This window comes from Caballeronia sp. LZ024 (assembly GCF_031451455.1).
In the GTDB taxonomy this organism is placed as follows: domain Bacteria; phylum Pseudomonadota; class Gammaproteobacteria; order Burkholderiales; family Burkholderiaceae; genus Caballeronia; species Caballeronia telluris.
On the sequence record NZ_JARUXL010000002.1, the window covers coordinates 562,930 to 575,153 of the forward strand.

Annotated in this window: 13 protein-coding genes; 4 read left to right on the top strand and 9 right to left on the bottom strand. The window is 63.4% G+C overall.

The features are described from left to right. Nucleotides 1-12: 12 nt before the first annotated feature. Genes QCE48_RS17720 through QCE48_RS17740 form a run of 5 tightly spaced genes read right to left on the bottom strand, consistent with a single transcriptional unit; the run spans nt 13 to nt 4,992 of the window. Entirely contained in the window at nt 13-864 is an 852-nt protein-coding gene (locus QCE48_RS17720; RefSeq protein WP_309784630.1) for an oxaloacetate decarboxylase, read from the bottom strand. A 4-nt stretch (nt 865-868) separates the two neighbouring features. Next, the gene (locus tag QCE48_RS17725) at nt 869-1,375 is read right to left on the bottom strand and encodes a 3-isopropylmalate dehydratase (protein ID WP_309784629.1); all 507 of its coding nucleotides are present in this window, start codon (nt 1,373-1,375) and stop codon (nt 869-871) included. Next, entirely contained in the window at nt 1,372-2,640 is a 1,269-nt protein-coding gene (locus QCE48_RS17730) for a 3-isopropylmalate dehydratase large subunit (protein ID WP_309784628.1), read from the bottom strand. Before QCE48_RS17730 ends, QCE48_RS17725 begins: the two co-directional genes overlap by 4 nt. Before the next feature lie 6 nt (nt 2,641-2,646). Next, entirely contained in the window at nt 2,647-3,732 is a 1,086-nt protein-coding gene (locus tag QCE48_RS17735) for a TauD/TfdA family dioxygenase (protein WP_309784626.1), read from the bottom strand. Nucleotides 3,733-3,756: 24 nt separating this feature from the next. Further along, a complete protein-coding gene (locus QCE48_RS17740) occupies nt 3,757-4,992 on the bottom strand; it encodes a CoA transferase (protein ID WP_309784625.1) in 1,236 nt (411 codons plus the stop codon). A gap of 217 nt (nt 4,993-5,209) precedes the next feature. On the opposite strand from QCE48_RS17740, the gene QCE48_RS17745 reads away from it, so the two are divergent. Further along, entirely contained in the window at nt 5,210-5,944 is a 735-nt protein-coding gene (locus QCE48_RS17745) for an IclR family transcriptional regulator (RefSeq protein WP_309784623.1), read from the top strand. 36 nt (nt 5,945-5,980) lie between these two features. On the opposite strand, the gene QCE48_RS17750 is transcribed toward QCE48_RS17745, so the two are convergent. Further along, nucleotides 5,981-7,216, bottom strand: a complete 1,236-nt coding sequence (locus QCE48_RS17750) for an MFS transporter (protein WP_309784622.1) — start codon at nt 7,214-7,216, stop codon at nt 5,981-5,983. A gap of 263 nt (nt 7,217-7,479) precedes the next feature. Between QCE48_RS17750 and QCE48_RS17755 the strand changes: the two genes are divergently transcribed. After that, nucleotides 7,480-7,656 (top strand): hypothetical protein, encoded by a 177-nt coding sequence (locus tag QCE48_RS17755; protein ID WP_404982627.1) that lies wholly within the window; start codon nt 7,480-7,482, stop codon nt 7,654-7,656. Nucleotides 7,657-7,916: 260 nt separating this feature from the next. Here the strand turns inward: QCE48_RS17755 and QCE48_RS17760 are convergent, their stop codons facing one another. Further along, nucleotides 7,917-8,702 carry an IclR family transcriptional regulator C-terminal domain-containing protein gene (locus tag QCE48_RS17760; RefSeq protein WP_309784621.1) on the bottom strand — a complete coding sequence of 262 codons (786 nt, stop codon included), beginning with the start codon at nt 8,700-8,702 and terminating at the stop codon, nt 7,917-7,919. Between the two features lie 131 nt (nt 8,703-8,833). Here QCE48_RS17760 and QCE48_RS17765 point away from each other — a divergent pair, with 131 nt between their 5' ends. Both QCE48_RS17765 and QCE48_RS17770 read left to right on the top strand, forming a co-directional pair. Continuing rightward, entirely contained in the window at nt 8,834-9,643 is an 810-nt protein-coding gene (locus QCE48_RS17765) for a shikimate dehydrogenase (protein ID WP_309784620.1), read from the top strand. Between the two features lie 83 nt (nt 9,644-9,726). Continuing rightward, nucleotides 9,727-11,127 (top strand): MFS transporter, encoded by a 1,401-nt coding sequence (locus QCE48_RS17770; RefSeq protein ID WP_309784619.1) that lies wholly within the window; start codon nt 9,727-9,729, stop codon nt 11,125-11,127. 75 nt (nt 11,128-11,202) lie between these two features. Here the strand turns inward: QCE48_RS17770 and QCE48_RS17775 are convergent, their stop codons facing one another. Continuing rightward, nucleotides 11,203-11,520, bottom strand: coding sequence for a hypothetical protein (locus QCE48_RS17775; RefSeq protein ID WP_309784618.1), 318 nt, complete (start codon nt 11,518-11,520; stop codon nt 11,203-11,205). A gap of 177 nt (nt 11,521-11,697) precedes the next feature. After that, complete coding sequence (locus tag QCE48_RS17780; protein ID WP_309794261.1) at nt 11,698-12,132, bottom strand: hypothetical protein; 435 nt, start codon at nt 12,130-12,132, stop codon at nt 11,698-11,700. Nucleotides 12,133-12,224 lie beyond the last annotated feature (92 nt).

The window sequence follows — 12,224 nt, forward strand, 5'->3', positions numbered from 1 at the left end:
GGCGCGCTTCGGTTACTCGTAGCGCCGCGCGTCTTCCATCAATCCGGGCGTGCCGATGATCGCGTTGAGCTCGTCGAAGTCGGCCATGCGCTCTTTCCACGGCGCGCTCGTGCGATGCTCGCGCAAACTGCCGTAGAAGCCTTGCAGCGTGTGCGCGACCGCGCGCGCCGCGCCGCCTGGAAAGATCACGATGCGAAAGCCGCGCGCCGACAGCGCATCGGCGCTTTGCACCGGCGTCTTGCCGCCTTCGACCATATTCGCGAGCAGCGGCACGCGCGACGCGAAACGCGCGCATGCCGCATCCATCTGCTCCGCCGAGCGCAATGCTTCGATGAACAGCGCATCGACGCCCGCTTCCAGATAGCGTTCGGCGCGTTCGAGCGCGGCGTCGAGACCTTCGACCGCGAGCGCATCCGTGCGGGCGAGAATCAGCGTGTCGTCCCGCTCGCGCGCATCGAGCGCGGCGCGCAGCTTGCCGCACATCTCCGTGACGGGAATCACGCTCTTGCCGTCCAGATGGCCGCAGCGCTTCGGGAAGGTCTGATCTTCGAGCTGGATCATCGCTGCGCCCGCGCGTTCGAAACCGCGCACCGTGCGCTTCACGTTCAGCGCGTTGCCGAAGCCCGTGTCGCCATCGACGATCACCGGCAGCGACACGCGCTCGGTGATGCGCGCGAGCGTATCGGCGACTTCGATGTAAGTCGTGAGGCCGACGTCGGAGCGGCCCAGCTTCGTATAGGCGATCGACGCGCCCGACAGATACAGCGCATCGAAACCGGCCTGCTCGGCGATCAGCGCGGAAAGCGCGTCGTAGACGCCGGGCGCGAGCACGGTTCCGTGCGCGAGTTGTTCAGCGAGAGTCATGCGTTCACCGTTCCTTGACGCCGTAGCGCTGTTTCAGCAGCTTGAAAAGCCCGCCCGCTTCGGCCATGTCGAGCAGGAACGCGGGCAAAGGATCGCAGACGAGCATTTCGCCGCTCGCGCGCGTGATGCGCCCGCCCAGCGGATCGATCGCGATGTGCTCGCCCTCTTCCATCGACTCGGCCTGCGCGCACGTAAGCAGCACGAGCCCCACGTTGAACGCGTTGCGGAAGAACAGGCCGCTGAACGCGGGCGCGATCACGGCGCGCACGCCGAGCCGCACGAGCGCCGCTGGCGCCTGCTCGCGCGACGAGCCGATGCCGAAGCCCGGCCCCGCCACGACGACATCGCCCGCCTGCACGTTCGCGGCGAACTCCGGGCGCTGCCGCTGCAGGCAATGCCGCGCGATCTCGTCGATGCCGAATTTCATGTACGCGCCGGGCGCGAGCGCATCGGTGTCGATGTCCGCGCCGACGCGCCACACGCGATGCCTTTCGATGATGCTTGCGTTCATGCGATCACCTCGCGCGGGTCTGTGATGCGCCCGCGCAACGCCGACGCCGCCACCGTGTACGGCGAGCCGAGATAGACCTGCGCCGTTTCCGCGCCCATGCGGCCCTTGAAGTTGCGCGCCGTGCTGGAAATCACGGTGCTGCCTTCGGGAATCTGTCCGCCGTAGCCGGAACATGCGCCGCACGATGTCGCGAGCACTTGCGCGCCCGCATCTTCGAGAATCGACATCACGCCTTCGCGACGCGCGATTTCGTAATCGTGCACGCTCGCAGGCGCGACGGTTAGTTGCACGCCTTCCGCCACGCGGCGATGCTTGAGCACGCTCGCCGCCGCGCGCAGGTCGTCGAGCTTCGCGCCCGTGCAGGCGCCGATGTACGCCACCTGCACGGCGACGTCATCGAATTCATCGACGGCGCGCGTGTTCGCGGGGCTGTGCGGCGCGGCCACTTGCGGCGCGAGCGTGCTGGCGTCGAAGTCGTGCGTTTCGGCCGGCGCATCGGCATCGCTTTGCCAGTGCGCGAGGTCGATATCGCCGGTCACGCCCGCCGCGCGCAGATAGTCGAGCGTCACGGCGTCCGGCGCGATGAGTCCCGTCTGCGCGCCCATTTCGGCGCTCATGTTCGACAGCGTCATGCGCTCCTGCATCGACAACGCGGTGACGGCTTCGCCGCAGAACTCGACCGCCTGATAGCGCCCGCCGTTCATGCCGAAGCGGCCGATCATGTGCAGCATCATGTCCTTCGCCGTGACGCCGCGCGCGAGTTGTCCGCGCCAGCGCATGCGCAGCGTGTCGGGCACGCTCACCCAGATGCGCCCCGATACCGCGACGCCCAGCATCTCCGTGCTGCCGATGCCGAACATGTACGCGCCGAACGCGCCGCCCGTGGGCGAATGCGAATCGCCGCCGACACAGAACATGCCGGGCCGCACGTGCCCGTGTTCCGGCAGCACGACATGGCAGATGCCGACGCTGTCGTACACGTGCGGCAAGCGCTGCTCCGCGGCCCAGTCGCGCGCGATGCGCACGATGCGGCGCGATTCGTCGTCGGCTTCGGGCACGTAGTGATCGATCACGAGCACGATCTTCGACGCGTCCCAGAGCGGCGCGCCCAGTTCATCGAGCATCGGCTTCAGGCGGCGCGGGCCGCTCGAATCGTGGAACATCGCGAGATCGACGTTGCAGGTGACGATCTCGCCCACCGCGACCTCGGCGCGTCCGCACGCCTTCGCGATGAGCTTCTGCGCGAGCGTCTGAGGCGTGGCCATCGGCGCTTACTCGACCATCTGCGCGACCTGACCCGCTTCGAGTAGCAGGCGATCGTGCGTGGACGGCAGCTCCGCGAACGGACGGCGATATTGCGCCCACATGCGCAAGTCCTCGGGCTTGTGGAACACCTGCGCGTCGGGCATGGCGGGCCAGTCGGACACCGTGAGCCATAGGCGCAGCAGATGACGCCGCTCGTGGAGCGCCTCTGCATCGACGTAATCGGTGCGGCCGTGCACAAGCACGCGATTGTTGAGGAACTGGATATCGCCGTCGCGGAAACCCATGTCGAGAAAGAACTCCGGCGACGCCGCGATCTTGCGCACCGTGTACAGCGCCTCCGATTCGAGCTCGCTGAACGGCACCTGGCCGCTCTTTTCCGCGAGACGCGCGTAGCCGGTCGGCAGATAGCAGGTCACTTCGCCCGCGCTGTCCGTGAAGAACGGCACCTTGTGTTCGCTGAAGGTGCGCGTCGCGCGGCGGCCGTCTTCGTCGGTACGCTTGCACCAGAGCCCTTCGTGCAGCGCTTCGAGAAGGTCCGGGCGCGTGCGCAGCAGTTCGTTGTGCACGGCGAGCGCGCTGGAGATGCGGCTTTCGCCGCCGGAAATCGCGGTGCGTAGACACATCAGGCCGATGATGTCGCACGAATCCGTGTGCATCAATTGACCGCCGCCCTTGCGATATCCGCGCGATTTCGGCTCGTAGTCGCTCACGTTCACCACGTGGCCGAGCACGTCGCCGAGGTACGACTGCGTCACCGGCTTGCTGACGTACGAGCCGAGGCCGAAGTAGATGCGCGTCATGTCGTCGTCGGAGTAACGCTCGCGCGGCAGGCCGCGCAGCATCATGAAGCCGCGTCCGTTGCGCAGGAACGCGGGCAGCTCGCGCATGAAGCGGCCCATCATGTCCAGCGGAAACGTCTCCGGGCTGATGTCGGGAAAGTCGATATCGCCCAGCGAATGCAGATGCGCGAGCGCCGCGTCGATTTCGGCGATTTCGGCGTCGGTGAGGACGTGCAGGCCTTCGCGCGTCCAGTCGACTTCGGGGCCTTTCCAGGCGGCGGGCGATTCGATCGGTTTTCCTACGCGGTTCATGTCATGCTCCTTGATGGAAAAGCTTCAGGCGCGCAAGGCGTCGTGATGTGCGTCGATGACGGCGCCGCAGCCGATGAGTTCGTCGAACGCGCATTCGCCGATGAGCGGCGCGAGAATCTCGCGCGAATGCTCGCCCTTCTTCGGCGCGGGACGCGCGAAGCCGCCCGGCGTCGCGGAAAGACGCGCGACCACGTTATGCACGGCCACATGGCCGAGCTCGTGGTCTTCGATTTCGACGAGCGCTTCGCGTGCCGTGACGTACGCGTCGTCCGCGAGATCGCTCGCGTCCAGCACGGGGCCCGCCGTGACTTCCGCGCGCTCGAAGAACGCGAGGTTGTCCGCCAGCGTGCGCGCGCGGATGAAGCCGCCGACCACGCGATCGACTTCCTCCACATGCTGCAAACGCGCGCTGTTGGTCGCGTAGCGCGGATCGGCGTTCATGTCGTCGCGGCCGATCGCGGCGAACAGGCGCTGCGCCATGCTTTGCGTCGACGTCGAAACGCACAGCCACTTGTCGTCGGCGGTCTGGTAGGTGTTGCGCGGACACGTGGTGCTCGAACGGCTGCCGGTACGCGCCTTCACGTCGCCGGTGAGCTGGAAGTTCGCGACTTGCGGGCCGAGGATCGAGAGCATCGGATCGAACAGCGACAGATCGATCACCTGGCCGTTGCCGTTGTTCACGCGCGCTTCCCACAGCGCGACCATCGCGGCGTGCGCGCCGTAGAGACCGGCGGTCATGTCGCCCAGGAACATGGGCGGCAGCACGGGCTCGCGATCGCCGAAGCCGTTCATCGCGGCGAAGCCCGAATAGCCTTCGACCAGCGTGCCGAAGCCCGGACGTCCGCGATACGGCCCCGTCTGTCCCCAGCCCGACACGCGCACGATGACGAGCTTCGAATTGATCGCGTGCAGCGCCCGCGGCGAAAGCCCCATCTTTTCCAGCGTGCCGGGCCTGAAGCTTTCGACGAGCACGTCGGCGTCGCGCGCGAGGCTCGCGATCAGCTTCGCGCCCGCTTCATGATGAAAGTCGATGCACACGCTGCGCTTGTTGCGCGCATACGCCTTCCAGAACACCTCCGCGTCGCGCGTGCGGAAGGCGCGCAAGGTGTCGCCCTTCAGCGGCTCGACCTTGACGACGTCCGCGCCGAAATCCGCGAGCTGCAAGGTCAGCATGTTGCCCGCGACGAGACGCGACAGATCGATCACCTTCACGCCGCGTAGCGGCCCGACGTGCGATGCGTCGAAGGCTTTGCGATGCATGGTTCAACTCCTCCCGGTTACGCTCGTGGCACGCCGGAAAACTTCGGCGTGAAGTCATTATCTTTTAAAACAGACATCATGTCTATTCTCGCTTTCGGGCTTTCGATGAGGCGTTCTCGCCGAGCGTCCGGCGTGCTTCGCCCTTGCGGGCCACATGCCTTACGCGGCAAGATACGCGGCAACACACGGACAACGGCGCAACCAACCGGAAACAGCAATGGCAACCGAAGAACCCGGCGTCGCGGCGGTCAACCGCGCGCTCTCGATCCTCAAGGCGTTCGAGGACAGCATCGACGGCATGACGCTCACCGACCTCACCAACGCCACAGGCCTCTACCACAGCACGATCCTGCGGCTGTGCGAATCGCTCGAACACTTCGGCTATCTGAAGCGTCTGGAAGACGGCCGCTACATGCTCGGGCCCATGCTGTTCCATCTCGGCATGATTTATCAGAGTTCGTTCCGTCTGCGCGATTACGCGCTGCCGGTCCTGCGCACGCTCGTCAAGGAAACGGGCGAAACCGCCGCCGTCTACGTGCGAGAAAACGACGAGCGCCTGTGTCTCTATCGCGTGGAATGGCAGCGTTCGGTGCGCATGCACGTGCGCGAAGGCGAACGTCTCACGCTGGAAGCGGGCGCGGCGGGTCATGTGCTGCGGGCGTTCTCCGACGGCGCGGTAAAGGGCAATCTGAAGAAGGTGCGCGAGCACGGCTATTGCGTGTCGCTCGGCGAGCGCGAGCCGGAAAGCGCCGCCATCGCCGTGCCGGTGTTTCGCACGGGACAGGAACTCGTCTGCGCGATTTCGCTCGGCGTGCCGCGCTATCGCTTCGATCGCAAGTCCTTCGATGTCCATCTGCCGAAGGTGATGGAAGCGGGCGCGGCGCTCACCAAGGCGCTGGGCGGCGACGTGTCGATCTTCGAGCCGCCCTACGCGCATTTCAGCGGGGTTTGAACCCCTCCGCCTTCAGCTCGTATCCCCGGTCGCGCGTCAGACGTTCTGCTGAATCGCGCGACTCGCGCCGTCCGCTTCCGGCTCGCTGCCGCCGATGCGCGATTGCAGCGCCGCGAAGCAGCCCGCGCCGATCACGAGCGCCGAGATCATGAACAGGAAGCCGTTGTTGTAGGAGCCGCTCGCCTTGACGAGATAGCCCACGCCGAGCGGCGCGAGCAGCCCGCCGATCTGCCCGCCTGTATTGATGACGCCCGCGAACACGCCGCGCGCGCCCTGCGGCGCCAGTTGCGCGACGAGCCCCGCATAAGGCGACAGACAGCCGTACAGCAGAAACGCCGCCGCCGACAAACCGATCACGCACGCGACGATATCGTCGGCGCTATAGGCGAGATACAGCGCGAGTCCGGTGCAGACGTAGCCCACCGCGACGAGCGTCGGCCGGCGGCGATGCAGGATGCCGCTGCCCAGCCAGCCGAACACGACGATGCCGAGAAAGCCGAACAGATACGGCACCGACGCCGCCACGCCCAGCGATTTCAGATCGATATGGCGCTGATTGGCAAGATACGACGGAATCCAGCCGAGAAAGCCCCAATAACCGACGCTGAACGTCATATAGCCGAAGAACAGCAGCCACGTGCTCTTGCGCCCGGCGAACAGGCGCCATTGCTCGGCGCGGCTCGCCTTGTCGTGCGTCGTGCGTTCCTTCGCTTCGATCGCCTTGCCCGGAATCATCACGAGGATCAGCAGCGCGACGATCACGCCCGGAATCGCGAACACGTAGAACACGTTGCGCCAGTCGCCGTTCATCAGCAGGTGCGTGACGACGGGCGCGACCACCGCCGGACCGATCGCCAGCGCCGAAAGCCAGACGGCGTGCGCCTTGGCCGCGTCCTTGTGACTGAAGTTATCGGCGACGGCCTTGTAGACCGCCGCGTTGCACGACCCTTCCGACAATCCGAAGCAGAAGCGCGCCGCGATGAGCACGGCCATCGACGTGGCCAAGCCCGTCATGCCCGTGAAGATCGAGAACAGAACCGGCGCCACGACCAGCAGCGCCTTGGTGCCGAAGCGATCCGCGAGGAAGCCGCCGGGCAACTGCATCAGCGCATAGCCGAGCGCGAAGGCCGCGAGCAGGATGCCAAACTGCGCGGCATCGAGATGTAGCGCTTTCATCATCGTCGGACCGGCTACGGAAATACTCACCCGGTCCAGATAATTCACGAACTGCAGCAGCCAGGTCAGCGCCAGCAACCGGTATCTCAAACTCATCCTTGTCTCCTCGCTCCGCGCGAATGTCTTGCGACCCAAATAGAAATGTTGTCTATTTTTGGAAAGGTAACGGAGCGACGGGCTTCGCACAAGAAAAGTAAGATCGGGAATTTCCCGTAGAACGGGGACGACCGTTGGCGCGGCGGCCGCTCTCGGGGTGAACTAGCGCATCACAAACCGACATGCATAGAACATGAACGAGACATTCAGTCTGTTCAGCAAGCAGGGCAGGCGCGCGCTCAACAGAGGGATCCGGGCGCGGCATCGGTCGGGCGCTCGCGCGAGGACTCGCGGCCGCGGGCGCCTCGGTCGTCGTCAACGACTGCAATGAGCGACAGGCCGCCGATCTCGCCGCGCGCCTGTGCGACGAAAGGCATCGACGCTGGTTTCGCCATGTTCGACGTGACCGCCCTTCCATACCCCACACGTTTGGTTCCTGAAGACGCCGTTGACGGCGCCTTTTGCCCAATTCCATTGCCCTTTCTTCAGCCGCGGCCACACAATACCGAATCCACGGCCATTACTTAACGGCCACGAATGGAAGTAAGCCGGCCGTTCCAGCGACAAAATCCGTGTTCGCCAAACGTCGCGTATTGCCGCACTCTGCCCCACGACGAATGCTGTCTCCTCGGCCTTTGACCGCCTCAAGGCGATTAAAGTCGGTGCCTATTACAAGGCTACGATCTCGCTGCTGGTCAAATCAAACGTCGATGATCGGACGAAGCAACGCCTGACCTTCATACAAGAATCGGAGATACCGTTCGCGGATCTCCGCTTGGGTCATCGTCGATACCTGCATCGTGATAGTTAGGCTCGCGCGCATTTCGCCGTTACGGTTGGTCAGAGGCACGCCAAGAATGCGCATGCCGACTTCGTACTCCTGGTCCAGTTCGACGTATCCCTGCGTTCGAACCTGATCGACCTCGTGTTTGATATCCCTTATCGACGTGCGCGTGAATGGCGTCAAAGGTTGCAGCGCTACACGTTCAAGATACTGATCCAGTTCTTCGGTGGAATCGGATGCGAGCCATAGGCGACCGCTGCCCGTACAGTACATCGGCAGCCGGTATCCCTGTCGGATCGAGAGCGAAGAGACGTTTGCGACGCGGCTTCGGACGATATGCACGACCTCATCGCCATCGCGCACTGCGACCGACACGTGTTCGCGCGTTTCGCTGGCGACCTTCTCGACGATCGGCCTGAGCATGCGCGGCAATCGCGCCGAATCCACATAGGCCTGTCCGAGCCGCAAAGTCTTGGCCGCAAGCCAGTAATGCCGGCCATCGGTTTGAGCGTAACCGTCATGAACGAGAGTAAGAAGAAAACGCCGCGCGGAACTCGTCGTCATGCCCGCCAGTCGAGCCGCTTCGGGCACGCTCAGCCTCGGGTTTTCATCAGTGAATAACTGGATCAGCGCGAGGCCTTTCTGAAGCCCGACGATCAGATCCCCCTCGCGAATCCGCGGAGTATGCATGCTTCCCACCATATCGATGTGTTGCGAGGGTGCGATTATCGCATCGCAAAGCCGATTGTCGGCCTAATAGTGCATCTGTGACGTTGCCCGTAACCACGGGGGGTTGCATCATCGCCGCTCATCAACATCATCGAGCGCGCAACATGATCAGTGGTACGACTGAACTCCTCGCTATTGTCGGATCCCCTATCGCGCAGGTGAAGTCACCGCATAACTTCAATGCCTGGTTCGAGCGTCATGGAAAGGACGCGTCGATGATTCCAGTCGATCTGGACAAAGGTTCCGTCGATCACTTTATCGACGCCATGCGCGCGTGGCGCAATCTGCGCGGATGTGTCGTTACCGTGCCGTACAAGCAGGACATGGCCAGACGCATGGACCGTTTGAGCGAGCGGGCGGCGGCGCTAGGGTGCGTCAACGTGATTCGCCGCGAATCCGACGGCATGCTAATTGGCGACATGGTCGACGGCGAGGGGTTCATGAATGCCACACGCGGCCACGGCCTCGAGCCCCGCGGGGCTCGGGCGCTCGTAATCGGCGCGGGAGCGGTGGGCAGCGCGATAGCCTGGGCGCTATGCGAGCACGGAATATCGGCAATCACGTTGACCGACCCGGACGACGCGCGCCTTGAGCGACTGAGCACGCTGCTGGCGATCCAATTTCCGCAAGTTGCGACTGGTGCTGCGCTTACATCGCTACAACCGTTCGATCTGGTCGTCAATGCGTCTCCGGTAGGAATGACGGGCAACGAAAGCCTGCCCCTTCCCGATACGCTCGTGGCGACCCTCAACCCCCTCAGCCTCGTGGCGGACGTCGTGACGTCGCCGGACGTCACCCGTTTCCTCGAGGCAGCCCGCGCAGCGGGATGTCGAATACAAACCGGCGGAGAAATGGCGTTGGCGCAGCTTGGGCACCTCGGTGCGTTCATGAACATGACGCCGCTACACATCTGAGCGGAAAACGAGCCCTTGCGCCGCATTTGCACATGCGCGGCGCGTTCGAACGCAACACAGCAAGAACCATAGAGGAGACACACATGCAGGTCACAAGAAAGACAGAAAGTCCAACAACGCAGCAAACCCGGCGCGCGACTGCCAGCGGCTGGATCGGCTCCGCACTCGAGTACTACGATTTCTTCATCTACGCGCAAGCTGCGGCGATGGTTTTTCCACAATTGTTCTTTCCGGCCGGGAATCCAAAGCTGGCGATCGTCGCTTCGCTCGCGACCTACGGTGTCGGCTACGTGGCGCGTCCTATCGGCGGCGTCATCCTTGGACGGCGGGGAGACACGCATGGCCGCAAGCATCTGCTCTTGCTGTGCATGTTCATGATGGGCATTTCGACCTTTCTCGTGGGACTTCTACCGACCTATCATCAGGTGGGCGTATTCGCGCCCATCGCTCTGGTGCTGCTGCGACTCGTTCAGGGTTTCGCTGTGGCTGGCGAGATTTCAGGCGCCAGTTCGATGATCCTCGAGCAGGCGCCCTTCGGCCAGCGCGGCTTCTATGCAAGCTTCGCCTTGCAGGGCACACAGGCGGGGCAGATTTTCGCCGCGGCTATCTTTATCCCTCTCGCCTATTACATGCCGGCGGAGGATTTCGCGTCGTGGGGCTGGCGCATTCCGTTTCTTCTGAGTGCGCTGGTGCTGGTGGCGGGCTTCGTTATCCGACGTAAGGTCGCTGAATCCCCGGCGTTCGAGCAGGAGGATGCACAAGGCGGCCTCCCGTCCTCACCTGTCACCATAGCACTGCGCGATAACTGGCGCGACATCGTGCGCATTGCGGTCATGGCGCTTGCTGCGGTCATTGCGATGGTCGCCACCATCTTCGGCGCCGCGTACGCGGTGCAGCCATCCTACGGAATCGGATTTCACGCCAACATGTATCTGGTAATTCCGTTAGTCGGCAACATCGTCGCGGTAATCGTGATCCCGTTCGTCGGAAAGCTGTCAGACCGCATCGGGCGACGCATTCCCGTGGTCGTCGGTTCGGTAGGAGCGGGCTTGCTTTCCTATGCCTATCTGTATGCGATCAGTGCGAAGAATGTGCCTCTGGCGATCTTCACGTCGGTTCTGATGTGGGGCGTGATTTATCAGGGCTTCAACGCGGTATTTCCTAGCTTCATGCCCGAGCTATTCCCGACCCGCACCCGCGTCTCGGCGATGTCGATCGGGCAGAACATCGGCATGGCGCTGACGGCCCTCCTTCCTTCGCTGTTCGCGGCGATTGCACCGCCTGGCACGGACGACATCCCCCTGGTGATCGGTACCGCGACGCTCGTCATCGCAACCCTCGCGGCGCTCGCCGCATGGACGGCACGGGAGACGTATCGCACACCGCTCGATGAACTGGGCTCGCGTCCATCCTCTACGGACCTCTATACGAAAAGCGCTGCGCAGAAGAACAATCGGACAGCGGCTGGCAGTCGTTCCCGTTGACGCCAGTGATTTCTGCGCATTCGCCTACCCGAAGCGGCCCTGCCGCTGTGCTACGCGGCTAAGGCGATAGGCGCATCACAGCGGCAGCGTTCCTGTGGTTGGACGTTCTCTCAGTTCTGGCACGGCCCTCGGATCGCCAGAACTTTCAGCCGGCTCGCCTGAGCCGGTTTTTTTCGAAAAGCGCACCTGCGTACTGCGTCGGCCCGCCTTTGTGGCGAGGAAAGCCGTTTGGTCGAAAGGGGAATGACCGCTGTCCAGACCATAGCAGCGGTCGGAATGGCGCATGCCGGCGACCATGAACGGCTGCAAGTGGCCGATAGTCGAAGATCGCCATTTGGAAATAAAACTGAACTTGTCACCGTTAGCGACGTGAACTTGCCAACTGGCCTTCATGGACTGCTAGGTTCATTTCGTCCTTCTACGTGAAGGAGCCTACGTCCGCGACATGAATGTGTCGCCGGCATCTACTTGCGAGGCTGTCAATTGCACAGATTCATAGTCGCCGCTCCCGCCTCAAGCGTATTACGACAAGTGGCGGCCCGCAACCAGGCTCTGCTCAGGTGAAGAAGGTCACTCGGGACCTCCAGGAGTTTTGCCTACGAAGTCGCCGAAGGTAAATCGTTGCCGGATCCACTGAACAAGGCTCATGAACGACTTGAGTTGTGATGTCAGCGGCTGGGGATCCGTGATCAGCCCTGTCACCACGTTCGAACCGGCAGCGCGGATCTCGACAAATGCGCTGTGTGGCAGAACGTGGTGTTCGCCTTCCTCCAAGGTGATAGAGACGCGCGGCACCGAATCCGGCAGCCAGTCCAGCGACCCGTCGCGATATTCCACGCGTAGCGGGCCGTCAAGCGCCAGGAGAGTGCTGCCGCGCCTGAGACTGAAAGCCCAGACCTGCCCGGGATAGTATCGCCGCTCACCTCTTTCCATCTTGTGCACCTCTGTCCTGTTCATTGGCCTGGCGGCGCCATCCCTTTGCTCGAACGGCGCATCACCACCCATCCAGATTACGAGACCGGGCAGAAGCGCGACAGATCCAGAATGGTAAGATCTGTTGCGTAACAGACTGGAGGTATTCGACGCTGTTCCGGTCT

Coding starts and splice junctions, on each gene's coding strand:
- QCE48_RS17775 (WP_309784618.1), bottom strand. CDS start 11,520: ATGAAGGCCAGTTGGCAAGTTCACGTCGCTAACGGTGACAAGTTCAGT.
- QCE48_RS17750 (WP_309784622.1), bottom strand. CDS start 7,216: ATGAGTTTGAGATACCGGTTGCTGGCGCTGACCTGGCTGCTGCAGTTC.
- QCE48_RS17770 (WP_309784619.1), top strand. CDS start 9,727: ATGCAGGTCACAAGAAAGACAGAAAGTCCAACAACGCAGCAAACCCGG.
- QCE48_RS17720 (WP_309784630.1), bottom strand. CDS start 864: ATGACTCTCGCTGAACAACTCGCGCACGGAACCGTGCTCGCGCCCGGC.
- QCE48_RS17725 (WP_309784629.1), bottom strand. CDS start 1,375: ATGAACGCAAGCATCATCGAAAGGCATCGCGTGTGGCGCGTCGGCGCG.
- QCE48_RS17745 (WP_309784623.1), top strand. CDS start 5,210: ATGGCAACCGAAGAACCCGGCGTCGCGGCGGTCAACCGCGCGCTCTCG.
- QCE48_RS17730 (WP_309784628.1), bottom strand. CDS start 2,640: ATGGCCACGCCTCAGACGCTCGCGCAGAAGCTCATCGCGAAGGCGTGC.
- QCE48_RS17735 (WP_309784626.1), bottom strand. CDS start 3,732: ATGAACCGCGTAGGAAAACCGATCGAATCGCCCGCCGCCTGGAAAGGC.
- QCE48_RS17760 (WP_309784621.1), bottom strand. CDS start 8,702: ATGGTGGGAAGCATGCATACTCCGCGGATTCGCGAGGGGGATCTGATC.
- QCE48_RS17765 (WP_309784620.1), top strand. CDS start 8,834: ATGATCAGTGGTACGACTGAACTCCTCGCTATTGTCGGATCCCCTATC.
- QCE48_RS17780 (WP_309794261.1), bottom strand. CDS start 12,132: ATGGGTGGTGATGCGCCGTTCGAGCAAAGGGATGGCGCCGCCAGGCCA.
- QCE48_RS17740 (WP_309784625.1), bottom strand. CDS start 4,992: ATGCATCGCAAAGCCTTCGACGCATCGCACGTCGGGCCGCTACGCGGC.